This window comes from Legionella spiritensis, assembly GCF_900186965.1.
Classification (GTDB): domain Bacteria; phylum Pseudomonadota; class Gammaproteobacteria; order Legionellales; family Legionellaceae; genus Legionella_C; species Legionella_C spiritensis.
Map to the genome: position 1 here is coordinate 1,063,631 of NZ_LT906457.1, position 25,170 is coordinate 1,088,800.

Below are 25,170 nucleotides of genomic sequence, written 5' to 3' on the forward strand. Positions count from 1 at the left end.
GTTTTGTGAAAAATTTGGTTCACGGAACCTGGAAGTCGCAAAAAAATGGTCCGGTGCCGGATTCATTATGGATGTTGTCGATATTAATACCTACAACAGGAACATCACCTGGAAACTCTTTTGCCAATTTGGCTGCTATGGCTTTTGCCTTGCTGCTGTCAGGGTAGAGGTTTTTTGAGTCTGTAACATAAAAAAAAGCTTCAATAGGGATATCTTTGTATGGAATATTAAACCAGGGTTTGAGTACAAGTTCATTCCAGCCGGCGCATTTATCCGAGTTGCCGCTGGCGCAAAAAGGGTTCCAGTTGTCCTGTTTATCAGGATTGTTAATAATCATTTCCGTTGTCGCCATGAAAGCGAGGAAATTATTTGTAAACACTCCAAATGAGCACATTTTTTTTATGTCCCACTTGTGGTTGTTATCAATATATTTTTTAAAAAAATCCGTGTCGGTATAAATCCCGTTTTGCTCGCAAGTTCCCCGAATGGAATTGATATTGTCACAGACCGGTTTACCCCATTCGCCGCACCCGCAATCTTGTCTGGAAAAACTCATCGCATCAACCGGATAGGCGCATAACAGATATTCACCTATAGCATTTGGCTTGAATATAAACCCCGCTGTTCCACCGGCGTTGGCAAATATCGGATATCCGTAATTCGCCGTTATATCTTTATGGAGAAATGAGAACGAGACGACATCCCTGGTTATTCCTCCGGAGTTTGGGCACCAGGGTACCGTCGATTGTTTATCACAAACTTTTTCGGTGAGTGGGTAGCCGTCAACGCTCGCTATCATCGAAGTATTTTTTTCCAGCGTGTGCAACACAATTCCGGCGCAGGAATAAAAGGGTTCGTTGTTGCAATTTCCTTCGTAAAAAAAGCGATTATTCAATGTTTCTGCAACAATTTGGCAGGAGGTATTCGCATAATTTGGCGGTGGAATGATTGCGAAAAGCCCTGCAAGGCATGTTATGAAAACCGTTTTTGTTGAAATCATATTTTATTCCGCAACAAATAATTGTCTTCTGTAACCGTAATGAAGGTGAAGCCAAAATGCGGGTTAACGTTCACTTAAGCGCTCACCTGTTCTTCTTGTACCCTATTGGAACATGAAACCCGCAATACGTCCGCAGGCCTCCCTATGGCTACCAATTATTGTAAAAAAATCGTGTAAATAAACGTTGATTATAAGTGTAGAACAAACATTCACTATGTGTGATTGTTTATAATCATTATACGCGATTTATAATTTAAGTGACCGGCCATATCGTTTGTTTCTCAATACATTACCGGGAACACGTATTGTCCTTCGAGGGATCCGCAGAGAGTTTGAGTGTTTCAAGCAACGGTTTGCGAAGGATACGGGCAGAAGATTCCGTCGTTCCCGACCAGAATCCTTCCTGGCATTTTTTAGTGTCGCAATCGCCGCCAAAAGTAAAAAACGATTGGGTATTGAAAATTTTGCAACTGCAAATGGCTTTTTTCGGATCCATGGGATTGACGGTGCAGGGCGCATCGACGCAATCTGTCCAGGGAATTCCCTTGCGGCAGGCCATATTTTTCTTCGCATGAAATTGTGCAAAGGAAAACGTGGAAACAAGTCGTCTGGCTTCATATTGAACCTCTTTGGGGGTACGTTGTTCGCAGGTTTTATAACCCACGCTGTACCCGTTTTTCACAACGCAGGCACAAATGGCGTAATCAGGATGTCTTGGATCAGGAATGCAGGCGGCGGAGGTACAGAGTGCGTATTTTTGCTGACAAACTATCGGTTGTGTTTGCTCCGCCGCGTAATTGCTATTCGTTGTCAAACACAATAATGTCAGAATAATAGTGGTGCATTTCATGGCAGGTGTTCCATCAAAAGGGTATCCTTGTATAAATACAGCTTAGCGTAATATTTTCTTTAAGAGAGATTATGAATAATTTAATAATATTTGATATTGATGGAACACTAACGAATACCAATCGAGTGGATTCTGATTATTTTGAAAGGGCGCTTCTTGAAAGCTTGCCTGTAAAATACATTGATAATCAATGGCATAACTATAAATATTCCACCGATTCCGGCATGGTAACAGAAATTGTTCAGTCCGCGTTTGGACGGGATCCCTCTTTAGAGGAGATAGCGGCTATAAAAGAACGATTTGTGGGGTATCTTAAAACGGCTTTCCTGAAAGACAAATCCCACTGTCTGCCTCTTTCAGGCGCTTCGGAGATATTTACTATCCTGACGCAACGGGGATGGGATATCGGTATTGCAACCGGTGGCTGGGAAAAATCGGCCTTGTTGAAACTTAGGACGGCGAATATCCCCTGCGATGGTGTGCCCATTGCGCACAGTGATGATCACATGGAAAGAGAGCAGATTATCACCATTGCTATTGAGCGTGCGAAAAAAAATTATCATCGTCCGGCTTATTCAAAAATGATCTACGTAGGAGACAGGATTTGGGATAAAAATGCGGCGCGAAATATCAATATTGATTTTATTGGTATTGGTGCCGAGCTTGGTAATATCAATGAAAAGGATTTTTTTCACATCAATGATTACACGGGAAATGCGTTTATCCAATATTTGGAAAGCGGTTGCTGAACCACATTTTTTATACCGCATTATATTGTGAATTATTCTATAATGTTCTTGTAAGTTAAAAGATATATTCCCTTGCGCCATTCTTTAGAGGAGAATTAAATGCTGCGAAGCATTGTTTCTCATGTGTATCCACCCTTCATTTTCCTGTTCTGGATAACGGTTTTTTTGACTCTAAGTAACGTTGTTTTTAAATACAGGCATGCAAGTCTGCATATTGCTACCGACATGCACGGCACAAGAATGGTGGTTAATATAATAGGTGCGCTTTTTAGTATATTCCTGGGATTTGTGGTTTATATTTCCTGGACTAACTATAAAGAGGCGACGCAACTGGTAGGGCAGGAAGCCACTAAAATATACACGGTCTGGGAAAACAGCAAAGGTTTTCCGGAGCCGGTTTTTCACAAGATAAGCGACCAGATGCAGCAATACGTTTCATCGCTGATGAATGATGAGTGGTCTTCGATGAAAAAGGGCAGGGCATCGCCAGTCACACAAAAGGCACAGAGTACTGTCTACGCCGCGTTTTTGAATTATCGTCCGTCTGATATGTATAGCCAAAACTATTATAACAGGGCGATGTCTTCTTTGGATCAAGCCAGTGAACTTCGTAATCAGCGCCTGAATATGCTTAACATTATCATTCCTTCGGCCTGGTACGTGATTGTATTAATTGGCGCCTCTACTATTATTATTGTTTCCGTGTTTATGCTGGAAAATAATATTCTGGGGTATGGTATTCAAACATTACTGTGTTTGTTTCTATCCTTTTACCTCACGTCAATTGTCATTCTAAGCCACCCCTTATCCGGGATCATCTCCATCTCCAACCAGCCCTATAAAGAACTTCTTCATAAGATAACCCGTTAGTTCCGTCAATTTTCCCAGGTTCAGGGAACCTAATGTTATTGTATCATTGACTGTAAGCTTTTATAGTGGGTAAATAATCGAAAAAAATCAGGAAAGCTATTATGGATCCTATAACAGGAAAATGTCATTGCGGGAAAAATTCGTTCGTACTCTCTGCTGATCCGGAATTTCAATTCATTTGTTATTGTCATAATTGTCAGTTATTAAATAGCGGTGGTCATTTGTGCGGTATGCTTTTTGATAAAAACTGTCTGGAGGAGGCCAGGGCCACACAAACCTACACGTACAAGGGTGGCAGCGGGAACTCAATAATTCTGCACTTCTGTCCCGAGTGCTCTACGCAATTATACGCATACCCTATAGAGTATCCCAACAAGGTTGTGATCCGGGCAAACACTCTGGACAACGAAGGTTTTAAGCCGCAGCAAGCCCTTTTCGCCGAATCGTCTTTTTCCTGGGATAAACCTGTTTCCATGGAAGAATAAGAAATTGAATTGGACGGGTTGCTTATCGGCAACCCGTAATTTTGAGATTATGCAACGCTGTCCAGATGCAGGTGAATGAGTTTGGCAAGATCATCGATTACTTTCTTTGATGAGTCCCGATTGTCCGGGAATTGTTTATGCACGATGTTAGCCAGAAAAGCGGCCAGGGCTTGAAATACCACGTTATTATTGCGCAGGGATGGTTGCAGTTTGTCTACGGATTGGGTTAAGGCCGTAAACAAATTCTGTCCGATCAGGTTCATGGCCTGGGAATAATCTTCCTGTGTGAGCTTGTCGGCGGGTTTGGTGGTATCACTAGCAGTCATTACATATCCTGTAAACGTATGATGAAGGGGCAAATTATAGGGTTCATCTCAACGGATTGCAACGCATACCAAGATGTAGCTAGCGTACACCGTTTATAAAAGAGAGGCCGTTTGAACATTATCCCGCATTTCGGCTTTGCCTTCATGGCGGGCGACAGGGATTTGATTGATTTTTGATCGTTCGGCCTTCTAGTTGTCAAACAAAGACACCTCACCACTGGCTACGTCATACAAACCACCGATTATCCTGATTTGTCCGTTGGAGACCAGTCTTTTTAAAATGTCGCTTTCGTGTAACACCGTGTCAATGCTGTTCATAACATTTAATTTGGCCACCGCATCCACGAAGCGCGGATTATTGCCATTACGTTGCTCGTTAATGGACTTTTCTTTTTCAATAGCCGGATCAATTTTTCGTAACAGGCCGGACAAATGCTCCATTTCCACGCTGTCACACGCCCCTTTGACTGCGCCGCAACTGGTATGTCCCAACACGACTATAAGTTTTGAGCCGGCAATTTCACAGGCGAATTCCATGCTTCCCAGGATATCATCATTAATAACATTGCCGGCGATACGGATACTGAAGATATCTCCGAGTCCTTGATCGAAAATTAATTCCGCCGGGGTTCTGGAGTCGATGCAGCTTAAAATGGTTGCGAAGGGATATTGTCCATTGGCCGTTTCATTAACCTGCTGCAAAAGATTTCTATTGTAGCTCAAGTTTTGTATAAAACGCTGATTGCCATTTTTAAGAAGTTCAATGGCTAGTTCAGGCGTAATCTGGCGTTGTAATTCTTTTGTGATGGTTTTCATAATGATGTATTGAGATTTTTGTATCTGTTAACTATGGTCCGAATTTTGTGATTCTGCAAATCAACTTCTTATTGTTGCATAATCAATGCGGTACAGCGAGCGTTTTTGCATTGGATCCCCGGTAAAATTTCTACGACACGGGCCAGCCACCGGTGATTTTTTTTATTGATAAGGGTATTGGTACGTCCGTAAATGGTACTGTTTACCTTGCAATGAATAAGATCGCTTAATGCTTTGGTGCAGTGGAGAGAGAAATAAGCGCGATCCTTCGTGAGAGTGTCTATACGATGGTCAGCCAGTAATTGTCCGAATGGAATGTTATCATGCAAAATATGGTCAATTATTTGTTTCGGCAGTTCGTTGAAATTCATCGTGATAAAAGCCAGTTCAATCACGATGGATTCTTTTTTGTTTCGCGCGATTTCCACGTTATTTCGTATTCTGTTTTTATCTATAAGCATAATAATAGCGCGTGAAAAAGTTTTTTGAACTTTATTCTGTTTGGCAAACAAGGTCTGAATTTTTGGGGTTCGTTGATAATAGCTGGTCAGGCCTGTCGTCATAAGCGGCTGTGTGAGTAAAGCATTATAGGGAGACGGCAGGCTTTCAAGATCAACCTGTGCCGCGATGAGGTCATCCTGTTTTAATAAAGCGGCAAGATCATGGACGCGCTGATGGACGAGGTTGTGTTGCTCGTTTGCCGCCAGGTAGGGCATAGCATGAGTGGCATGCCAGGGATAAGCAAGAGCGAATAATAAAAACAATTTCACATAAGCAGGGATCCATGAATTCACCATTTTTATTGTTTCACTTTTGACGATTCAGATTTGTTATTATATTGCACAACAATTGTGACGTTATTTACAAACTGGACTCTTTCCTTCCTCATGAGTTTGATGATGTTCTGCAACTTTCTCCAAAAAGAAACGGCTATAGGAAGACCTGTTGGATAGATAGTGTCGGGCCAAGGGGCCCGACAACAAAACAATTAGGGATGAGATAAGTGCCCAGAGCCTGATTGTTTAAATGGATGTCAACCTTCCCTGACTCCTTTTTCGATACGGTTACCGATTTCCTGATCAATGTTTTTCCAATATTCGAATGTTCTTTTTAGCACAGGTTCGCTGACGCCGTTTTTCAAATGACCGACTACGTTGCTGACCAGTCTGTCCCGGGCATCATTGTCCAGCACCTTGTTGACCAGCGTATTAGCCTGTACAAAGTCATTGTCGTCCTTGCGCAGCGTATAGGCCGCACGTACGAAATCACCATGTGCTTCCCATGTCGCTACCTCGGGATTTCTTGAGCTGTCTGCCTGCGGGCCTCCCTTGGAGTTGGGCGCGTAAACCGGATCCGAGACATTCTCAACACGCATGGCGCCTTCCTTGCTATAGCTGTAAACAGGACATTTCGGTTTGTTAACCGGTATCTGCTTGTAGTTCACACCCAGCCTGGCACGGTGCGCGTCCGCATAGGAGAATATTCTTGCAAGAAGCATCTTGTCCGGACTGATTCCAGTTCCGGGTACCATATTATTAGGTTCAAACGCAGCCTGTTCTATTTCAGTATGATAATCGGTCGGATTGCGATTGAGAGTCAGTTTGCCGACTTTGACAAGAGGATAGTCTCCATGCGGCCATACTTTGGTAAGGTCAAACGGATTGAAACGGTAGGTTTCAGCCTCTTTGAAAGGCATAATCTGCATATACAGCGTCCAGCTCGGATAGTCGCCACGCAAGATAGCCTCATGCAGATCGCGGGTGTGGTAGTCGCTGTCCGTACCCGCAAGGTGATCCGCTTCCTGCTGGGTCAGACATTCAATGCCCTGGTCGGTTTTGAAGTGATATTTGACCCAGAATTTCTCACCCTCGGCATTCACCCACATGTAAGTATGGCTGGAATAGCCATTCATGTGGCGCCAGGATTTCGGGATGCCGCGATCACCCATCAACCATGTTACCTGATGCGCCGATTCCGGTGACAGGCTCCAGAAATCCCATTGCATGTCGTGGTCGCGCAGGTTGTTATTGGCGCGGCGTTTCTGCGAGCGGATAAAGTGCTGGAATTTCATTGGATCGCGCACAAAGAAAACAGGCGTGTTGTTTCCAACCAGATCGAAGTTACCCTCGCTGGTGTAGAATTTTACTGCGAATCCACGAGGGTCGCGCCAGGTATCGGGGCTTCCTCGCTCACCCGCAACGGTTGAAAAGCGAATTACGATATCCGTTTTTGTCCCTGGCTGGAATACGGCGGCTTTGGTGTATTTGCTGACGTCTTCGGTTACCTCGAAATGTCCGAACGCGCCGCCTCCTTTGGCATGCGGCTGGCGTTCCGGGATTCTTTCACGATTAAAGTTCGCCATCTGCTCAATCAGGTAGTGATCGTGCAAAACAATGGGTCCGTTTGGTCCAATGGTCAGCGAGTACTCATCGCTTGGCACAGGTATTCCCGAATCGGTTGTGGTGAATTTTTGATGGTTGTCCTTGGCTGACATGCAGCTATCTCCCTTGCTATTTATGCGTTGTTGACTTTGTCGCATCCTGTTATGGAATGTCATCAAACTCTGGTTGTGTATTAACGATAACTGATGCGACCGGTTCTTACCTAATTATATCTGTGAAACGTCAAACTGCCAGTTTTGCGAAACCGGAATATTATCTGGAAAATCAAACAGCTTTTGCAGCCTGGCGATAATTTTAAAAACACGCCCTAAAAACAAGCAGATATTTGAAAATGACTCAGATATAATCATGCTTTGCCAAAAAACAACCTGCAGGGGTATCCGTTGAAATTAAAATACAGGCTTGATAGTTATAAATGCGCTTTTGTAATGCTTCTATTGGTAAGCCAGCATCTTTTTGCAAAGACATTGCCGCAACAATTGCAGCAGATAGAGCAGCGTAATAGCGGTCGAATAGGTATTTCGGTTTTGAACACAGGGAATCAACACCAGATAAACTATCGAGCCAATCAACGCTTTCCAATGGGGTGCACCTCTAAAGTTATAGGCGTGTCTGCGGTCTTGAATAAAAGTATGACTGATCCCATGCTGTTAGGAAAAAAAATAACTTATCAAACTATTGACCTGGCCAGTTGGAGTCCGGTTACCGGCAAGCATGTTAAAGACGGCATGACCGTTGAAGCCTTATGTTCCGCCGCTATTCGTTACAGTGATAACACGGCAATGAATCTTCTTGTTAAAGAACTGGGCGGGCTTGAAGCCATCAATGCTTATGCGAAACAACTTGGCGATCATCAATTTCGGCAGGATAACATCTGGCCGGACGAGGCTTTTTCAGGCGGTGACGATCCCTACGATTCCTCGTCACCCGCCGCTATGACCAATAACCTCAGGCAATTGCTTCTGGAGCGGGGATTAGGTGAAAAACAACACAAACTATTACAATCCTGGATGTTGAGCAATACAACAGGCGACAAACGAATCAGGGCCGGTGTGCCAGCGTCCTGGAAGGTTGCGGATAAAACTGGAACAGGGGCTCGTTATGGCACGACAAACGATATAGGCGTTATCTGGCCTGGTGCTTGTTCTCCGATAGTGATGTCTGTCTATTTTACCCAAAACCACAAGCATGCAACACCGAATGACAGAGTTATCGTTGATGTAACAAAATCTGTTATCGCAGCGTTGGCTGAGAAGGATCCTTGTGTCAGGGATGCCCTTGCAAGTAATAAAATCGGGTAGGGCGTTCAAGTAACTTTTTGCGTGTTGTACCGGTGGCAGGGATAAGTTTTCCAACGGGCAATACGCTTGAATCTTTCGTCACTATGAGATTGAAACAGGCTATGAAAACCCCGAATTATGGCTTTATTTAATACAATTCTTTATAATACATAAAAACATGTAATTTGACCCCTGTTTTTAATGGTAAATAAGATGTCCAGCCTTACAGAGAAAGCGCTCCGATTAATGAAAAAAAACCAGTCTTTTTTTATTTTTCCTGTGGAAAATCAGGAAAAATTTCAAGAATGGGCCGCAAACGATCAAAGAAGATTGAACGATCTTAAATCGAACAATTTAGCTAAGCTATTAAAAAAATCGAAATTAATAGGAGATTATTTGACGGCGTTAATCGGCAACTCATCCATACTTAATGATCCTGCTTGCTTGAAACGAGGTGATGATAGGGCGATGCGCAAGCTGCTCGACAAAAATCCTTCGGTGGCAAAAGCCATTCTGGCATTTGACAACTCTACTGTTTTAACACATTGGAATATAAAAAAATTACTATTAAAAAAAATAGGAAATCAGTTCATTGATGAGATTGATTTTCTGGCTAGAAGCGCCACTTTTTCTCGAAATAGTGCATGCGGCTTTTTTATTAGCAATGACGATATTGATAATACTGACTATAAACACAGGTTGTTAAATTATTTATTTAGTAACGTATTAAAAAAAGCGTCTGAACAATGCCCTGAAAAACAAATTATTCTTTGGGGCAAGAAACCAGCAGTACAAAAAAAAGACTTTTCCTCTCTGGTTGACAGCTTGAACGAAAGCCAGCGCGATATTGTTTTAGAGGCATTGTATAATGACTTGAAACAAATAGTGGATGCAAAAAGTGACAGCGGTAAAATTGCAAGCCATGATGAAAGACTATCTTCCCCGGCTGATAAAAAAGGACTGTTAAAAATACATTCGCTCAATGATCAATTCTTTTTTGGCTGGCTGGCAAAATTAATGGTAATGATTGAGTCGGCATTAGGCCTTAAAACTCGTTCTGAAAAGTTGGTTGAAAACACGGTTGATGACATCGCCTGTTATGGTACATCTTTAAAGCCCTGAAAATCCATTAATTTTTCGGGTAACTCCAGTCTCCTCTTTGTATGGAGAGGTAAACGATAAACGTTGCAATAATCAATAGCAAATGATACACGTCATTATCAAATCGCCATTCAATCGGTACCTCATAGCCAAGAATAAACCGACTGCCCTCACGTAAAATTATCCAGATGATATTTGCAGTAATCACAGAGATAAAACCAAATCGCGTCAGTTTTTCAGAATAAATGGCGGCGAGAAGATAAACCATAATTAACAATAGGGCTATGAAAATAAAATTATCATGAATAATAAAACAACCCGCCAGAAACAGGGAAAAAACCATGGTTATGGCTCTCAATGTCTCAGGAATACGCATGGCGTGAATGAGAAAATAATTATGCAATACGACCCCCATTGCAATGGCTAGCCATAAGTCGTTGACGTAGTCATTTCCGCTTAAATAATGGACCAGAACACCAAGAATTTTCAGAAGAAACACAATAAGGAAAAAGGAAACGATAAACCCCGTAAACTTCGCATTTCCTTTTTGCCATTGCCGGAAAGCCAGAATAAAATAGCTTAATAGAAACAGGGCATGCAAGGCATTGGTTAGTGCGTTGGTGATTATAGCGTCCATATTTTATTCTTTAGTTGTTTCCTTTTATTTATATGTTCATTCTAGTACCATTTTCAGGTTATTTTTTGGGTTATTTATGGACAATTTACTGCTATTAAAGAACCCGATGCCGGTGATTTTTTATTCTCCGGAGAAATAAGTCTTCATTTATCTGTTATAAATCATTAAGATGTCCTTATTATTTGCAGCACGCAGGATATTGAGGAGATCATTGATGGATAGTGTTAACTCGGAGCTGGTTTCATTTATCGAAGGATCTACGGATTCATTGTTTTCTATATATAATCTCCCCTACGGAGTATTCTCGAAAATCAACGATAATTTGCCCAGGATAGGTACAGCAATAGGCGATTATGTACTTGATTTGGCATTGCTTGAAACAGAAGGGCTGCTCACCTTTGATAGTAAAGAATCGATATTCAATCAATCCAGTTTAAATTACTTCGCTTCATTGGGGCCAAAAATCTGGTCTGCGGTACGTAAAAGACTACAGTCTTTGTTAAGCGTGGATAATTTCGAGTTACAGGATAATAAATTTTTACTAAATCATGCGCTTATACCCATGAGTGCAGTCAATATGATGTTGCCGTTTAAAATCGAAGGGTATACGGATTTCTACGCCGGAGAGCATCATGCCAGCAATGTTGGCCGGTTGTTCAGAGGAAATGAAAATCCTTTACTGCCCAACTGGAAATATCTGCCGGTTGCCTATAACGGAAGGGCAAGCACCGTTTTTCCCTCGGGTACAAGTATTATTCGCCCCAAAGGGCAAATCAAGCTGACTCCGGATGATCCTCCGGTATACGCTCCGTCTCGAAAACTCGATTTTGAGATGGAACTGGGTTTTTTTGTCGGCGAAGGTAATGCTGACCGGAAGCCAATTGCAATTGAGCATGCCGAATCACATATTTTTGGATGTGTTTTATTGAATGACTGGAGCGCAAGAGATATACAGGCTTTTGAATATCAACCTTTGGGGCCGTTTTTATCCAAAAGTTTTGCAACATCCATTTCAACATGGGTTGTTCCAATGGATGCCTTGAAATTATCCATGGCAAACTTACCGGAACAAAATCCCAGGCCTGTGGAGTATCTTTACCAGACAACCCCGAGGCAACCCCATATAAAACTCAGAGTTGAGTTGCAACCGGCAGGCTCAAACGTTAGAACAACCATTTGTGAGACGAGTACTAAAGAACTTTACTGGAGTATGGAGCAAATGCTGGCTCACCACACTGTAAATAATTGTGTTATGAGACCTGGTGATTTATTGGGAACAGGGACAATCAGCGGTCCCGAACGAGAAAACTGGGGGAGTTTGCTGGAGATAACGTTTAACGGCAAAGAACCTTTAAAACTAAAGGATGGGAGTGAAAGAGCCTTTCTTGAAGATGGCGATACTATCATCATGACCGGATACAGTGAGATTGGAAATTACAAAATAGGATTTGGATCGGTAGAAGGTACTGTTTTACCTGCAAATAACCAAAGAACCGAATAATTTAAAACTGGATAGCAACATATTGTCTATTTTAAGAACCATATTATCGGGAATATGCGAATCATCTGAGTGAAATGAAGTAATCCAATAGTTCGCAGCACAAAAAACCGGATTGCTTCGTTTTACTCGCAAAGACATTGAGGCTAAATTTATGGGCAATCGAGGCACTAGTTTAGCTCAATAACCAGGAAACCATTTATCAAGACATGAAGAGTTTGACGTATTTTTACCATTCATCGTTCCATCGACTGGTTGTTTCGTCTGATTCATTTTTTGGCGCTATATTTATTTCCAGATCAATGGCAGATAATATCCGGAATAAAGTACCCAGCTTTACGCTTTCCGGACTATTTTCGATGGCGGAAATGGTTTTTTGTTTTAAGTTTACGAGGTCGCCAACTTCGGCCTGGCTTAATCCCAGTTTTTTTCGTTGATTCTTTATCAGTATAGCCAACTCAGTTGGTGAGCGAATAATAAGCATGATAACTTCCAGACATATTTATACCCTGAACGGGATAATATTAAATATATACCCTGAACGGGATAATTTCAATATTATCCCGTTCGGGGCATAATGAAGCAAGCATGGGCCTGGCGTTTCGTTCGGCAGTTAACAGCCAATCAATTCAATCAAATACCTGACGTAACCGCCGGTGATTCTTCTGATTTTATAGCAGCCTGGACTGCCTTCAATATAGAAAATGTACTTTGGGAGCGAGGCTTGTCAATCTCCAATACTTCAAGCGCATTGGTAATTGCTTGCTGGTAAGGCCTGGTTATGGCGACACTGGAAAATGGGCCTTTTGAGAACCAGGCTTTCTGCGATTGACCGTATGCTGTTTCGAATGCGGCCAGGACGCTTAGGGTGATGTCTTTTTGATTTCCGTCATTTACAGTGGTTTCTTTTATACTAGCCAATACGTCTTTTGCCTCTTTTAAATGACTTAAGGTATTTATATCCGAAGTGCTCATTGCACGGGGTTTACCGGAAGGTTTCCTGGCCCAGGGATGACTTTCAAACTCCTCTTCAGCCTGCTCCAGGCTTTTATTATGGGTATCAATAGCTGTTTCCTTTGTTTCCAGGCGAATAATTTCTTTCGCTAATTTGTAAATAACTGGATCAACAACGTCATTTAAGTGGTCATTATTTTTTATAAAAATCATGGTATATCTCCGGAGAGGTTTTCTAGAGCACCATAAGATTTAATTTAAAACAAAAATAGGATGTTCATAATTAAATTATATAGTGCTCTTAGGGTGTTTTTGATTTCATCCATGCCCTGTTTTTCCATTAACACAAGAATATCCGGCTTCCTGATTTTTGTAAAATTGATTATATTTATTTTTTTGATAGATAAAATCTATCTATTTGCAGAACCTAGGGTGTTCCAGGTGGTGGGCCTGGTGCGTCATCCAGACCTGGCGGCTTCATTGCTTGAGTGATTACCTCATTCATTTTTGTGTGCAGGACATTTAATTCCCCATAACTTTTACAATGCCTTTCACTGGTATCAATAAAATCAATGAGCGAATCTTTATAGGCTTTCATAGCTTCCGTAGAAGGTGCGGCATCTTCGGGTGTCACTTTTTGAAATGCCTCCTTCATTGCTTGAAATTTTAAATTAATCGCTTCATTTTTATCGTCATTTAAACTGCTAAACTCTTCCGGAGTAGCCTTAAGGAGGTCATCGCCGGTTAACTGATTGATTTTGTTTATGGGATCTTCTCTCCATATTAAGGTATTAACCAGTTTCTCAAACGCTTGTTTGTTCTCAGTGGGATCCAACTTGTTATTCATCACTCCGACAGCCAATTTGTCCCGATAAAGTTCAGCCTTGGTATTATAGGACTCACTTTCTTTAATCAATTCTATTGGCGGCGTTATTTGGGGCAAAGGTACTTTACTCCGCGCCATCTGGAATAGTTTATACTTCACACTTTCCTGTTTTGTCTTGTTGGTTTGCACGGACTCAAGAATTTTTTGCCTGTCTTCAAGTAATTCGGAATACATTTTTTCCATATTCACCCGGGATTTAGCGTCAGTTAGTAAATATTTCGGCGGTATTCTATGGACAACCTCAAATGGTATCGTACTGGCAACTTCGTGCGGTTTCGTCACAGGAGATACTTTTAAATCCAGTTGCAACGAACCGTCCCGCACACATTCTATAAACCTTTCAACATCCTCAACGTCTGTTGCCATGACACCATGAGTAAGCTCACCTTCCTGATGAACTCTTTCCGGTGGAACTGTGGAAATAAAAAAATAGGTTCTTGATTTGTTTATATCCGCTGGGTCAAAGGTGTCTCGATAAGGCGTGATCAATTCACTGTTCCATGGGGGATGAACATATTCACCTTGCTTTTCCCCAAACGTTTGTACTTGACTGATTGATTTACTATCAATATAGACCTCACCATTAAGATTACCGGACTTAACGGTACCATAGGGATTACGTTCAAGCTCCGTCATTGCTCGATTAGCAGCATTTATCTGTTGTGATAACACATCGCTTCTCATCGGTATCACCCCGCCCCACATTGCTGCCACACCAACATTAATCATCGCATTGCGTAATTTTTTACTTTGGCGCGCGGTTTCTCGCCGCGGATTAATATCAAATTGTATTTCTTCTTTTAAATGCTCTATTTGATGGGGAAGCAGTTGGATTGTATAGACATAAATAGGCATAATTGAAACTCATTTGTCCATATTGGTCATATATTGATATATTAATATTATAGACAATCAGTTGGCGATACACAGTTAGTGCGAGTCCTGGATTTGCTTTCATCCTGGTAATGACTTACATTTTGTATATATATTTATCAGGCGTGATTTTTAAATGGCAAAGGGAAAAATAATACCCGGTCAGTTGGAAGAAGTCCTTAATGGTCATCAGTTTGGCCGCCAATATCGAATGACATTTGTGATTGGTATAGAAACTATTCTATTTGTACTGATCATGCTATTACTACCCAAAATACATCACTGGTCTGTCATTGTTATGCTATCTACAGGAATAGGGTTATCCATAATCAATTTGATTACTCTAAAACTATACCATTGTGTGCGATTATCCAGCCACTTTCTAACTAGTTTGATTTTATTGACTGTTATAAGTGTTAACTATGTTGCAGGTGGCATCAATACGTCCTTATTTGTCTGGTTTTATATAGTGCCACTTATTGCAGCGACTTTAACCGGATTTTCCGGTCTGATAATTTATGGGGGAATAAGCATTGCAGCTATAATCGCATTTTTAGTGTTGCCTCATGAGGCTATTTTCCACCCATCAGAATCACTGATTTGGTATATTCAGGTGATGAATTTTGTATTCGCTATGATATTAGTCCTGTCTGTGCTTATAGCGTTCCTTTTAGAGATTTATGTTTTTGAACAACGAAATTTACAGCAACAAAGAGCATTGGAAAATGATAGGGAAAAGCTGTTTCACATGTCGCGACACGATATATTAAGCAAATTGCCTAATCGTAAATATTTTTATGAAGAGTTAAGAAAAAGAATTCGTGGTAAAAATGATTTAACAATATTATACATGGACTTAAATGGTTTAAAGGTTATTAATGATAGTTATGGCCACGAAGTCGGGGATCAAATATTAGTGGAAACCAGCAAACGTTTAAGTAACTGTTTTCGTAATGAAGATTTTATAGCACGAGTAGGTGGAGATGAATTTATTGGCATTGTTTCAAATAGCAATGCAGAGGATATATCCAGTAAAATTATAGCACGCATCAGGGATATTTTTAATTATCCCTATCGCAGTGTTAAATATGATATCCAACTTAAAATGGCCATTGGCATGGCGCGCTATCCTGAAGATGCAGGCCGGATGGAAAAACTATTATCCATTGCTGACCAGCGTATGTACAAAGATAAATCAAGGCTCAAAGCCATACAAAACAAGTCCTAGGCATTTTTTTGAATTGCGTAACTTCGTGATTCCATAAAACCTATGCTGTAGATTAAGTCAAAACTAATTCACTTTATATCCTATCTTGCGAATGTTTATAAAAAGTTATTCGATGAATTTCGTAGTTTCCAGGAAGCTTGTGTTATACAAGCCATACGAATCTACTAAAAATTAAAAACTAGTGCTTCGTCAAGATTGAATTTACGGGTGTGATCACCTGCCTTGCATTCATCTTTGTACGTTTTTTTGATGCAAAAATGCTCAAATTAGCTCTGCTAGTCCTGCGCTTTTTACATCAAAAAAACGTACAAATCTGAACGAAATTCAGGCGCCAACCCGTAAATTCAATCTTGACGAGGCACTAGTACTGTTTCCATTTTGTTTGCATGGTTTTAATTCTTGAAAAACGTTTACGTCCCGCGATGTATTCGCGGGAACCAGTGGTTCAAAGTTCAGAGCTACGCACACCTGGATGCCGCGAACAAGTCGCGGCACGTAGACAATTTTAGAACCATTTGTATTTTACAACCGATCAAAACGAAATGGATGAAGTATACGGCTTTCGATTCCCATATTTTTAATTAACTCAAAATAATAAGGAACGGGGATATTTCGATGTGTATTATCATTTATTAACGGGTAAAGAACTGGAGCCCATTGTTCAGGCTGCATTGTATATTAACATCGTTCATTAACTTTTTATTGGTTTCCGCATCAAAGAACGATAAAACGATATGAGAATTGCCCTGATTATTTACCAGGATAGTTCCCTTTTGTACTAGCCCGCTGGCGGGCAAAGGCGCTCTGCCATGTGCATATTTGACGCCGTCGATGGAAATGAATGTGTCAGTAAAAGTAACTATCTGAGGCTTAACAAACCATTTTGCAGCGGGAATTTTTACTTCATTGGGGTCATCAATGGTGCAACGATTGAGATCAACAACAAGATTGACTTCATGTCCGTTAGAAAGGTGCTGTATGACATCATCAAAAACAGGTAATGCTTGTGCGTGGAGTTGATTAAAGAATAAAGCTGAAATAAATCCGTATATTAGTTTTTTCATCATGAACCTCTTCCTATCCTTTGAAATTGAGCAACGCTGCATGTTATTTCAAAAAATCAAAGATGGCAACAACAATGGATACATTGCGTCTACACGAGGAATTTGTTGGTTGGGTGTTCGCTGCAATCCTATACAACTTCAGCTAAAAAATGATGTTATGACGCCCATGTATAGAAATATTTTGGCCTTTATGGTAATATTTTGCCCAACTATTTTTCTGAGCAGGTCAAAAATAAATGATTACAACTCGGTTGGCAAAAAAACTGAATGATACATTACAATATTCATCATCTTCTTTAGTGGATATTCTATTACTCATTAGATCTGTTACAACCCTTGCAACCAGTGAAAAAAAGACCAGGGTCTTAACAGAGCGTAGTGCAATGGGATGGAACGCTCTGATGATGGCAATATACTATCATCCTCACGCCGTTGGACCACTTCTGCGACTTATTGAAACCCTTGAAATAGAGGATCAACTCAAGATATTAAAGCAGGTGAGTGTAGACGGATGGAACGCTCTGATGATGGCGGTACGCTATCGCCCAAACGCCGTTAAACCACTTCTGCAACTTATTGAAAACTATGAAAAACGGAATCAGAAAGAGATATTGACGCAGTTTAACAAGGGTTACGAGAATGTCCTGACACTGGCGGTACGCAATTGTCCAGAGGTCATTGGACCTCTTCTGGAAAGCATAGAGACCCTTACAGAACAAGAGCAAATAATCCTGTGGATGTTGCAGACCGAGGCGGGGAGATACAACCCCCTGACTCTGGCAGTATGTCATCAATCGGAAGCCGTTGGACCATTTCTGCAGAGTATTGCAAAATTTGGTGTGCAAAATCGGGTAAAAATATTGGCATGTCCTGATGAGAATGGAAATCACGCCCTGATGCTGGCAATACGTTATCATCCTGAAGTTATTAAGCCAATTCTTCAAAGTATTGCAAAACTTGGCGTGCAAGATCGAGGCAATATATTGAAGCGGGTTAATTCGGAGCCTTTGCGTTCAAACGCCCTGATGCTGGCGGTCCGCTATCATCCGGAAGCTATTAAACCATTACTGAAAAGCATTGCGATTCTTGAAAAAGATGATATTTTTCAAATATTCAACCAATTAAAAACGGATGATTGGGCTTGTATTTTAAAACAATCGGCATCACTGACTAAAGAATTATTATATTCTCTTGATTCATCTCAATTAAAATCTCTTTTTTCACAGAAAAAACTACGTTCCGATAGCCGATTAAAAGAATATTTCAAATTTTTTAATCAGTTTCTTTTTCAGCGATATACTTTTAAAGATGTTTTAAATGCGCTCGCCGAAGATAGAAAGGTATATCGGCTCTTACCGGATCCGCTGCAAGAGCTAAAGATTATACGATCTATTGCATACGAAACTTATAACACAAGAAAAATATCATGTGATTCATTATTAATCGATAAAGGAAATTTATATTTACAAGGGATAACGGAGTTGGCCAGTTATATTAATTATCGACGATCGCAGGGCACATCTTTTTACCATGGCGGGATGTTCCGATTGCATAATCGCAAGGCTTGCAGTGCCGAAACAAAAATAGCAGCTGCCGAAAAGGTGCTGGGAAGGTGGTTAGGAAAACATCCCGCTCCTTTTACCGAAGAGGAGCAAATTGCACTTGGCGATGGTCAATTAAAAAGGATTTGTATGAAATATAAAGATTTAAACGTGACGCCGCCATTACCTGTGCCTGAGAATCTCATGGCTATGAAGGCTATTCCCGGCTCTACTCACCCTGAGATGGATTTTGCAAATGTTGCCTCGACAAATGATCATGCCCTGGAAAAAGTAAAGCAGTTAAGTGAACATCCTTATTTATCGCTTTGGAAACAACACGAACCTTCCGCTTCTTCCTTATCCGATATAATGTGGGCTGCTTCAGCCCCGCCATATGAAGGGCATGAACAACCAGAAAAAACGGAACAAATACAATCCAGTTATGAAGAGCACCCCCTGGATACAGAGGTTATTTGTGCCGGAGAGGTGTTAAAACCAACCAAAACGGAATCTCTCCTGCAAGCAATGGTCGCTCCTTCGCAACCTGAATGTTCGCAAATCGAATGGAATCAAAATAGTCTGGAAAATGCCGGATCTGCAAATTCTGAAAAGCCAACTGGTTACTCACTATCGCTTTTCCCGGAAATACCTGACAATGATCCGCAAATTGCCTCGAAAAAATTGGGGAACCCAGGTACTAACCGTTCTCGTGCTTATGGCTGAGGATGTAAACCTCCCTTTCTAGTGTGACACTAAAAAGGGGGAGTTTACAGTACAATACAGCCATCGAGGATATAATGACCTGAATAATGAATATAACCTATCGCTTTTCTTGCAAGAAGGTAACGTCATCCGAACAGCCATTAGTCATGGACTGGGTTCATAAACCCCATATCAATGAATGGCTGCATGGGGATGGCTTAAATAATACCATTGAAGATCTGGATAATTTTGTAAAAGGAAGAGAAGCCTGGGCAGCACATTGGCTTGTCATGGACAATGATATTCCTTTTGCATACTTAATGACTTCGGATATTGAACCCTCAGACACGCACCCCAACGGTGCTGTAACACTGGATTTATTTATTGGCAATTTGGATTATCTGGGTAAAGGGCTGGCTGTGCAAATGATTCAGGAGTTTATTTTATCGCAATTCTCCAATGCAACTGAAATTATAATTGACCCGGAACAATCAAATGTGAGGGCCGTGCATGTTTATCAAAAAGACGGTTTTCAAATTTTTGATGAATTTATTGCACCCTGGCACCCCGTACCTCATTATAAGATGAGACTTTTCGTTGAAAATTTAAAAAAAGAAGATGATTGAGACAGAAAGACTACTCATTTCAAGATGACATTATGACAAATCAGTTAGTGAACATAAATTCAGATCTGGTAAAACAGTTAATACTTTCCCAATTCCCCCAGTGGAAGGATTTACCAGTTAAACCAGTAGCTTTAAGCGGATGGGACAACAGAACTTACCATTTAGGTGATGACATGCTGGTTCGCTTGCCAAGTGCTGAATCATACGCCGCTCAAGTAGATAAAGAGCAAGCCTGGCTCCCTAAACTTGCATCAAAATTGCCGCTGCAAATACCAAAACCATTAGCGCTCGGTCAGCCGGAATTTGGCTATCCTTTTAACTGGTCGGTATATGAATGGATCGGGGGGGAAACCCTCGCTGAAGTCGCAGTTGATAAACAAACACTAGCCAAAGAGCTTGCTGATTTTCTTACTCATTTATATCAAATTCCGGCCATGGAAGGGCCAGCACCAGGCGCTCATAATTTTTATCGTGGTGGTTCACTGGTAGTGTATGATGTAGAAACAAGGCAAGCGATACAGATTCTTGAGAAATCTATAGATGCAAAAACAGCACTCAGCATTTGGGAGATTGCGTTGACTGCCAGATGGCAAAATCCTCCTGTCTGGGTTCATGGCGATATTAGTCCCGGTAACCTGATTGTCAGAGATGAACATTTGCATGCGGTTATCGATTTTGGCTTATTGTCAGTGGGTGATCCAGCCTGTGATTTGGTTATGGCCTGGAATTATTTCGGAAGTAAGGGCAGGCAAGTATTTAAGGAAGCAATGGCTTTAGACAATAATACGTGGCGACGTGCCAGGGGATGGGCTTTGTGGAAAGCCTTAATCATTGCTTCTGGCATGAGTAAAACCAATGCGGTGGAAGCTGGTAGAAGTCATCAGATTATAGAGGATATTCTTAATGAGTATCAGCATTCGACTCACGTTTGAACTATTGCAGCCAACCAGGGTTGGATCCGACCCTGCTAATACAATTGATCCTGATTGCTGTTGAACTTGAATCTAGCACAGGAGGAGATTACGTGTATAGATGGAAATATATGTTACATTGTTTCGTTCAATTGCCGGCGGCTGTTTAACTACGAATTTGCATAGGACAGCTATGGACGTCGGAGCAAACAATTCATAACTTTATCGCAAATTAGCAAAGTGCAATGGTATCAACAGGGAGCGTTGTTTGATGAAAATATTATTTATTAATACAGGCCCATGGGGAACGGGCAGTTTTACTTTAATTAAATGTCTTGCAAAAGAGCTTGTAAAATTAGGCCATGAAGTAAAAATTTTTTTTCCTGACGCAAATGTTGAATCCATAGATAAAGAGGAATATTACAGTAATCCAGCGCTTTATTATATTTGGAATTTTCCAATCAAAACAAGCATATCGTCCATACACACTTTCCCTCTAATGATAACGGACCCTCACCCAAGAAACCCGGAGGCAATCACCTTCAAAGTACTTTCTGACAAGCAGCTTTATACCTATGAGCATGAATTGCATCGCCAATTGTTGCCGCTGATACATTCGTTTAAACCTGACATTATTGAATGTCATCATATTTGGTATCCCTGTTGGTTGCTTCATCAAATGGGTCTGGATTACATTGTAACAGCTCATCACAGTGATCAGATGGGTTTTCGTTATGATCCTAACGTGCAAAAAAAAGCGATTGATGCTGCGAATGGAGCTAAAAAAATCATAGCTATTTCAGAGTCCGTAAAAAAAGAAGTGATAGAGCTTTATCATGTAAATGAAAGCAAGATTGTAGTCCTTGCAAACGGCTATGATGAAACAATTTTTAAACCAAAAGAAGTGAATCGTGAAGAAATTCTACATAAATTGGGCCTTAATATTCCCTTCAATGCACGGATTATCGATTTCGCGGGTAAACTATCACTAACAAAAGGAATCGATATCTTACTGCAAGCCAATAAATTACTCGATTCCAGTATGAATATCCATATTATTGTGATGGGTTCCGGTGAAATAAAAAATATTATAGAAGGCATGAATATAGATTCATATAGTTTGGAAAATATACATTTTGTTGGTCATCAATCTCCCGAAGGCGTTGCTGACATTCATCATATTTCTTATTTGAGTGTGTTGCCATCTCGCAGTGAAGGATTTGGTATTTCCTGTTTGGAAGCCATGGGCTGTGGTTTGCCTATGGTTGTAAGCCGTAGTGGGGGGCCAGAATATTTCGCAGTAGGGAAAATTATAGACAGTGAATCTGCTCAACAATTGGCTGATGGAATTATGGAGCTATTAAAAATTCCGGATATAGATTACCAAAAGCTATGCAAAAAAGCCCTGAGCGTTGCTCGAGGATATACATCACCAGCTATTACTCAACAACACTTAAAGTTATTTCGTGAAGTGTTGCTTTATTGATTCTTATGGTGGCCAGAGGTGGAATCGAAGAAGATCGCCTTGAACTCTTTAATAAAAAAATAAGAGCTATTATTGAATAAAGAATTATTTACAGTGAACTTTTAGGTGATGTAACCAGCAATACGGTTGCAGGCATATTGGATATTTTTGCAAAAAAAATCTTTATTGTCATCTAATTAGGCATTGTGATAGTGTGTCACACTTTTTAGATGGGAGAGCAAACCTATGGCCTTATTTTTTGATGCGAAAGAAAAAACATTGGAGGATAAATACGCACTGCAATGTATTTTACAATTCACTGGATCTGAAACCTTTCGTGTGTGTCAACTGGTCAGTAAAACCTGGTATGACTTAACCGAAGATGACCCACATTGGAAAGAAAAAGGTGCTGAAAGTCGAACGGATTTCTTTGCAAGAGTAGAGAAATTATCTCCGAAACTGCAACCATTGGTTTTGTCTGAAGTGTATGATTTATCGCTGGCAGAAGATATTCAACGGCTATGGAAGTTAGATCGCCAAAAACGCCAACAAGAATTGTTAACCGCGGCGCAGGTGGGCGCGATGAATACCGACGTTCATCTCAAACTATTGCTAAGTGATATTGGCGTACAAGCATTAAGAGAAAAACTTTTCACACCGGAGCAGACCAATGCCATTTATTTACCGGCTCGTCTTGAAGTATTACTGAATGATTATGGCCTGGCGGCATTAAGAGAAAATCACATCACCCTGGCGCAGGTACAAGCCATATCTTGCGACAGGCATCTCAAGCATTTATTAAGTCCAATTGGTTTGGCGGCATTAAGGGAAAAGCTCATCACCGCGGAGCAAGTAATAGCCATGTCTAAAAATTTTAAGCTCAGTAATTTACTGAGTGCTAATGGCTTGCGGGCGTTAAGAGACAAGCTGATCACCCCCGAATTGGCATGCGACATGGGCGGCGGGATTTTATCGGAGATACTGAGCAATAATGGCTTGCTGGCCTTACAAGAGAAGCTTATCACGATTGAGCAGGCAAGGACTTTCTCTCCAGGCGAACTTAAAATCTTATTTAAGAATCCAGGTAGGTTAGAGGCATTAAGAGAGAAGCTTGTCACGTTAGATCAGGTAGCGGACATGCCTTCACCATATTGCCTGGAGCAATTATTGAGTGATAACAGTTTACAGGCATTAAAAGAGGGTTTTATCACGTCCGACCAGATAGCAGCCCTAACTTTAAAAGAGCATGTAAGGCCATTACTGAGTGAGAATGGCTTGCAGGCATTAAAAGAAGGGCATATCACCTTTGAAGAGGCCATGACCATATCTGAAAGCTTTCAACTGGAAAATTTATTAAGTAATAATGGATTACAGGCATTAAGAGAGAAGCTTATCACGCTAAAACAGGCAATAGCCATGCCGGCTTACACCCAGCATCTCAATCTTTTACTGAGTGATCAAGGCATGCAGGCATTAAGAACGGGACACACTACGCCGGAGCTGGCAAGTGTTATGTCTCCAAAGCTCTTATCCGATTATATTGAAGTGGCCACCTGTTCAATCGGACCTGCTTGTTCCTAAAGGATGCAGGCCAATACCATTTATAGATGTCGAGAGGGATACAGGGATGTTTCTCTTCTCCTGTTTCAGTTTCTCTGGCTCCGCTTGATGACCGGGTAACCATTTATTACACTTTACTGTCCATGAAAAATCGGCAATGGTATAACATTAACCCCGCCCAATGCCCATGGTGATGATATTATCTGCGGCCATTGTCTCGCCTGTTTCATCCTGGTTTGATTTTGACCTTCCAAACAAACCGAAACGATTTATAGCGGGTACTAAATGTTGTTGACTTTCCAGAAAGCCGACGAGAAATTCAAACGCTGGACTAATAAATTCCAACATATTTTCCTGGTTAGCAAAAACCGCCAGAATCGTTTGAGAAGAATGAATAAGGCCAGACACACAGCCGACTATGAAGTATATTGCCAGTTGAGCCTTGGGAACGCGCCTTAGTTCGTTTAAATTATGTGGAACCTGCTCAAGTTGATTAATATGCGGTATAGATTCGGCGAGGGCAAATCCATATTTGGCTAATCGATTTAAAAGAGGGTGCTCTATTGGTGAGGCAATCAGTCGGCCTTCAGGAATATGTAGCGCGGTCATAACACCTAGCATAACCCACCATTTAAGTGGCGGTAGTGATATTCCTGCAGCCTTCGAGACTTTATTGTTAGTTACCCTCAAACTAAAAGACTCTCGAGAGCCCATTAACGCATGGTAAGCATGAGGAAGAGATATTACTGAAAATTTTACCAATGCTGGCAGCATCAAGGTGGTTGATAAGACAGTGGAATAAATTCCATCTTCTCCATAGAGTGCTTTTGATAAAGCAACTCCTTGAAGTATATGCGCATAAGAGCAGGCAACCAGCATCGGGCTGGTGATGCCTGCAACGGCCGCTTTACTAAAACTATAAGAAGGCGCTATGACATGTTGCTGAACATCACCGTGCGGCGGACTGGCGGATGAGTTGGTTTCGACTTTTAGATGATCATAAACTTCCAATGCTTCGTTAGCTCCTGCCAACAGCGATAAAACAGAAAGCCAGAGTAAGGTCTCCAAGCTGCTTTCATCCATATCTTCCGTTGATGACCGAAAATATATGAGAGAAGAAATGGTTAAAACGACTGATGATAGTATTAACGAGGCAATTTTTTTAGTAAACAAAACAATCTCTCTTTCAGCTAAAAAGTCATTATATTGCCAGTTAAACACAATTTCTATTTAGTGAAAGAACGTCTGCATAACAGAAAACCACCGCATAATGCAGTGTTTTTCTGTTATGCGGTTAAAAAATAAGATTTTAGATTTCCATATTTTTAATCAACTCATTAAGAAAT

25 protein-coding genes are annotated in these 25,170 nt (G+C 41.0%); 12 read left to right on the forward strand and 13 right to left on the reverse strand.

The window, feature by feature from the left end; all coding sequences use genetic code 11:
• Nucleotides 1-19 precede the first annotated feature (19 nt).
• Together CKW05_RS04885 and CKW05_RS04890 are read right to left on the reverse strand one after the other, a co-directional pair.
• Complete coding sequence (locus CKW05_RS04885; RefSeq protein ID WP_133141183.1) at nt 20-799, reverse strand: hypothetical protein; 780 nt, start codon at nt 797-799, stop codon at nt 20-22.
• 490 nt (nt 800-1,289) lie between these two features.
• A complete protein-coding gene (locus CKW05_RS04890; RefSeq protein ID WP_058484600.1) occupies nt 1,290-1,850 on the reverse strand; it encodes a hypothetical protein in 561 nt (186 codons plus the stop codon).
• A gap of 71 nt (nt 1,851-1,921) precedes the next feature.
• Here CKW05_RS04890 and CKW05_RS04895 point away from each other — a divergent pair, with 71 nt between their 5' ends.
• From CKW05_RS04895 to CKW05_RS04905, 3 genes are all read left to right on the forward strand, one after another.
• A complete protein-coding gene (locus CKW05_RS04895; protein ID WP_058484599.1) occupies nt 1,922-2,599 on the forward strand; it encodes an HAD family hydrolase in 678 nt (225 codons plus the stop codon).
• 99 nt (nt 2,600-2,698) lie between these two features.
• Nucleotides 2,699-3,469, forward strand: a complete 771-nt coding sequence (locus CKW05_RS04900) for a bestrophin-like domain (RefSeq protein ID WP_058484598.1) — start codon at nt 2,699-2,701, stop codon at nt 3,467-3,469.
• 101 nt (nt 3,470-3,570) lie between these two features.
• Nucleotides 3,571-3,954, forward strand: a complete 384-nt coding sequence (locus tag CKW05_RS04905) for a GFA family protein (RefSeq protein ID WP_058484597.1) — start codon at nt 3,571-3,573, stop codon at nt 3,952-3,954.
• A gap of 47 nt (nt 3,955-4,001) precedes the next feature.
• On the opposite strand, the gene CKW05_RS04910 is transcribed toward CKW05_RS04905, so the two are convergent.
• From CKW05_RS04910 to CKW05_RS15540, 5 genes are all read right to left on the reverse strand, one after another.
• Nucleotides 4,002-4,280, reverse strand: coding sequence for a hypothetical protein (locus CKW05_RS04910; RefSeq protein ID WP_058484596.1), 279 nt, complete (start codon nt 4,278-4,280; stop codon nt 4,002-4,004).
• Between the two features lie 189 nt (nt 4,281-4,469).
• Nucleotides 4,470-5,096, reverse strand: a complete 627-nt coding sequence (locus CKW05_RS04915) for a carbonic anhydrase family protein (RefSeq protein ID WP_058484595.1) — start codon at nt 5,094-5,096, stop codon at nt 4,470-4,472.
• A 68-nt stretch (nt 5,097-5,164) separates the two neighbouring features.
• Entirely contained in the window at nt 5,165-5,893 is a 729-nt protein-coding gene (locus CKW05_RS04920) for a hypothetical protein (protein ID WP_095140579.1), read from the reverse strand.
• A gap of 236 nt (nt 5,894-6,129) precedes the next feature.
• Entirely contained in the window at nt 6,130-7,590 is a 1,461-nt protein-coding gene (locus tag CKW05_RS04925; protein ID WP_058484593.1) for a catalase, read from the reverse strand.
• A gap of 244 nt (nt 7,591-7,834) precedes the next feature.
• A complete protein-coding gene (locus CKW05_RS15540) occupies nt 7,835-8,080 on the reverse strand; it encodes a hypothetical protein (protein WP_231950771.1) in 246 nt (81 codons plus the stop codon).
• On the opposite strand from CKW05_RS15540, the gene bla reads away from it, so the two are divergent.
• Entirely contained in the window at nt 8,026-8,799 is a 774-nt protein-coding gene (bla, locus tag CKW05_RS04930) for a class A beta-lactamase (protein WP_231950744.1), read from the forward strand. The genes CKW05_RS15540 and bla overlap by 55 nt on opposite strands.
• A 225-nt stretch (nt 8,800-9,024) precedes the next feature.
• Nucleotides 9,025-9,900, forward strand: a complete 876-nt coding sequence (locus CKW05_RS04935; RefSeq protein WP_133141182.1) for a hypothetical protein — start codon at nt 9,025-9,027, stop codon at nt 9,898-9,900.
• Nucleotides 9,901-9,907: 7 nt separating this feature from the next.
• On the opposite strand, the gene CKW05_RS04940 is transcribed toward CKW05_RS04935, so the two are convergent.
• Nucleotides 9,908-10,516: a DUF6962 family protein gene (locus CKW05_RS04940; protein WP_058484590.1), complete on the reverse strand. Its 609-nt coding sequence runs from the start codon at nt 10,514-10,516 to the stop codon at nt 9,908-9,910.
• A 214-nt stretch (nt 10,517-10,730) separates the two neighbouring features.
• Here CKW05_RS04940 and fahA point away from each other — a divergent pair, with 214 nt between their 5' ends.
• Nucleotides 10,731-12,017 carry a fumarylacetoacetase gene (gene fahA / locus CKW05_RS04945; protein ID WP_058484589.1) on the forward strand — a complete coding sequence of 429 codons (1,287 nt, stop codon included), beginning with the start codon at nt 10,731-10,733 and terminating at the stop codon, nt 12,015-12,017.
• A gap of 226 nt (nt 12,018-12,243) precedes the next feature.
• Here fahA and CKW05_RS04950 read toward each other — a convergent pair whose 3' ends face one another.
• The 3 genes from CKW05_RS04950 to CKW05_RS04960 form a co-directional block, all read right to left on the reverse strand.
• Nucleotides 12,244-12,498, reverse strand: coding sequence for a helix-turn-helix domain-containing protein (locus CKW05_RS04950; RefSeq protein ID WP_058484588.1), 255 nt, complete (start codon nt 12,496-12,498; stop codon nt 12,244-12,246).
• Nucleotides 12,499-12,647: 149 nt separating this feature from the next.
• The gene (locus tag CKW05_RS04955; RefSeq protein ID WP_058484587.1) at nt 12,648-13,181 is read right to left on the reverse strand and encodes a hypothetical protein; all 534 of its coding nucleotides are present in this window, start codon (nt 13,179-13,181) and stop codon (nt 12,648-12,650) included.
• A 214-nt stretch (nt 13,182-13,395) separates the two neighbouring features.
• Nucleotides 13,396-14,709, reverse strand: coding sequence for a hypothetical protein (locus CKW05_RS04960; protein ID WP_058484586.1), 1,314 nt, complete (start codon nt 14,707-14,709; stop codon nt 13,396-13,398).
• 154 nt (nt 14,710-14,863) lie between these two features.
• Here CKW05_RS04960 and CKW05_RS04965 point away from each other — a divergent pair, with 154 nt between their 5' ends.
• Complete coding sequence (locus CKW05_RS04965; RefSeq protein ID WP_058484585.1) at nt 14,864-15,955, forward strand: GGDEF domain-containing protein; 1,092 nt, start codon at nt 14,864-14,866, stop codon at nt 15,953-15,955.
• 632 nt (nt 15,956-16,587) lie between these two features.
• On the opposite strand, the gene CKW05_RS04970 is transcribed toward CKW05_RS04965, so the two are convergent.
• On the reverse strand, nt 16,588-17,022 hold the full coding sequence (locus tag CKW05_RS04970) for a hypothetical protein (protein WP_058483908.1): 435 nt from the start codon (nt 17,020-17,022) through the stop codon (nt 16,588-16,590).
• 248 nt (nt 17,023-17,270) lie between these two features.
• Here CKW05_RS04970 and CKW05_RS04980 point away from each other — a divergent pair, with 248 nt between their 5' ends.
• The 5 genes from CKW05_RS04980 (at nt 17,271) to CKW05_RS05000 (ending at nt 23,845) form a co-directional block, all read left to right on the forward strand.
• The gene (locus CKW05_RS04980; RefSeq protein WP_133141181.1) at nt 17,271-19,283 is read left to right on the forward strand and encodes an ankyrin repeat domain-containing protein; all 2,013 of its coding nucleotides are present in this window, start codon (nt 17,271-17,273) and stop codon (nt 19,281-19,283) included.
• 86 nt (nt 19,284-19,369) lie between these two features.
• Nucleotides 19,370-19,888, forward strand: coding sequence for a GNAT family N-acetyltransferase (locus tag CKW05_RS04985; RefSeq protein ID WP_058483905.1), 519 nt, complete (start codon nt 19,370-19,372; stop codon nt 19,886-19,888).
• Between the two features lie 32 nt (nt 19,889-19,920).
• Nucleotides 19,921-20,820 (forward strand): aminoglycoside phosphotransferase family protein, encoded by a 900-nt coding sequence (locus CKW05_RS04990; RefSeq protein ID WP_058484036.1) that lies wholly within the window; start codon nt 19,921-19,923, stop codon nt 20,818-20,820.
• Nucleotides 20,821-21,070: 250 nt separating this feature from the next.
• Nucleotides 21,071-22,285, forward strand: a complete 1,215-nt coding sequence (locus CKW05_RS04995; protein ID WP_058483904.1) for a glycosyltransferase family 4 protein — start codon at nt 21,071-21,073, stop codon at nt 22,283-22,285.
• Between the two features lie 225 nt (nt 22,286-22,510).
• Nucleotides 22,511-23,845, forward strand: a complete 1,335-nt coding sequence (locus tag CKW05_RS05000; protein ID WP_058483903.1) for a hypothetical protein — start codon at nt 22,511-22,513, stop codon at nt 23,843-23,845.
• Between the two features lie 147 nt (nt 23,846-23,992).
• On the opposite strand, the gene CKW05_RS05005 is transcribed toward CKW05_RS05000, so the two are convergent.
• Nucleotides 23,993-25,045, reverse strand: a complete 1,053-nt coding sequence (locus tag CKW05_RS05005) for a hypothetical protein (protein WP_133141180.1) — start codon at nt 25,043-25,045, stop codon at nt 23,993-23,995.
• Nucleotides 25,046-25,170 lie beyond the last annotated feature (125 nt).

What these genes read in the sequence shown, in the direction of transcription:
- CKW05_RS04925 (WP_058484593.1), bottom strand. Translation starts at nt 7,590, where the DNA reads ATGTCAGCCAAGGACAACCATCAAAAATTCACCACAACCGATTCGGGA.
- CKW05_RS04995 (WP_058483904.1), top strand. Translation starts at nt 21,071, where the DNA reads ATGAAAATATTATTTATTAATACAGGCCCATGGGGAACGGGCAGTTTT.
- CKW05_RS04905 (WP_058484597.1), top strand. Translation starts at nt 3,571, where the DNA reads ATGGATCCTATAACAGGAAAATGTCATTGCGGGAAAAATTCGTTCGTA.
- CKW05_RS04920 (WP_095140579.1), bottom strand. Translation starts at nt 5,893, where the DNA reads ATGGTGAATTCATGGATCCCTGCTTATGTGAAATTGTTTTTATTATTC.
- CKW05_RS04970 (WP_058483908.1), bottom strand. Translation starts at nt 17,022, where the DNA reads ATGATGAAAAAACTAATATACGGATTTATTTCAGCTTTATTCTTTAAT.
- CKW05_RS04950 (WP_058484588.1), bottom strand. Translation starts at nt 12,498, where the DNA reads ATGCTTATTATTCGCTCACCAACTGAGTTGGCTATACTGATAAAGAAT.
- CKW05_RS04960 (WP_058484586.1), bottom strand. Translation starts at nt 14,709, where the DNA reads ATGCCTATTTATGTCTATACAATCCAACTGCTTCCCCATCAAATAGAG.
- fahA (WP_058484589.1), top strand. Translation starts at nt 10,731, where the DNA reads ATGGATAGTGTTAACTCGGAGCTGGTTTCATTTATCGAAGGATCTACG.
- CKW05_RS04990 (WP_058484036.1), top strand. Translation starts at nt 19,921, where the DNA reads ATGACAAATCAGTTAGTGAACATAAATTCAGATCTGGTAAAACAGTTA.
- CKW05_RS04900 (WP_058484598.1), top strand. Translation starts at nt 2,699, where the DNA reads ATGCTGCGAAGCATTGTTTCTCATGTGTATCCACCCTTCATTTTCCTG.
- CKW05_RS04955 (WP_058484587.1), bottom strand. Translation starts at nt 13,181, where the DNA reads ATGATTTTTATAAAAAATAATGACCACTTAAATGACGTTGTTGATCCA.
- CKW05_RS05000 (WP_058483903.1), top strand. Translation starts at nt 22,511, where the DNA reads ATGGCCTTATTTTTTGATGCGAAAGAAAAAACATTGGAGGATAAATAC.
- CKW05_RS04965 (WP_058484585.1), top strand. Translation starts at nt 14,864, where the DNA reads ATGGCAAAGGGAAAAATAATACCCGGTCAGTTGGAAGAAGTCCTTAAT.
- CKW05_RS04910 (WP_058484596.1), bottom strand. Translation starts at nt 4,280, where the DNA reads ATGACTGCTAGTGATACCACCAAACCCGCCGACAAGCTCACACAGGAA.
- CKW05_RS04935 (WP_133141182.1), top strand. Translation starts at nt 9,025, where the DNA reads ATGAAAAAAAACCAGTCTTTTTTTATTTTTCCTGTGGAAAATCAGGAA.
- CKW05_RS04890 (WP_058484600.1), bottom strand. Translation starts at nt 1,850, where the DNA reads ATGAAATGCACCACTATTATTCTGACATTATTGTGTTTGACAACGAAT.
- CKW05_RS04915 (WP_058484595.1), bottom strand. Translation starts at nt 5,096, where the DNA reads ATGAAAACCATCACAAAAGAATTACAACGCCAGATTACGCCTGAACTA.
- CKW05_RS04940 (WP_058484590.1), bottom strand. Translation starts at nt 10,516, where the DNA reads ATGGACGCTATAATCACCAACGCACTAACCAATGCCTTGCATGCCCTG.
- CKW05_RS04895 (WP_058484599.1), top strand. Translation starts at nt 1,922, where the DNA reads ATGAATAATTTAATAATATTTGATATTGATGGAACACTAACGAATACC.
- CKW05_RS04885 (WP_133141183.1), bottom strand. Translation starts at nt 799, where the DNA reads ATGATAGCGAGCGTTGACGGCTACCCACTCACCGAAAAAGTTTGTGAT.
- CKW05_RS04985 (WP_058483905.1), top strand. Translation starts at nt 19,370, where the DNA reads ATGAATATAACCTATCGCTTTTCTTGCAAGAAGGTAACGTCATCCGAA.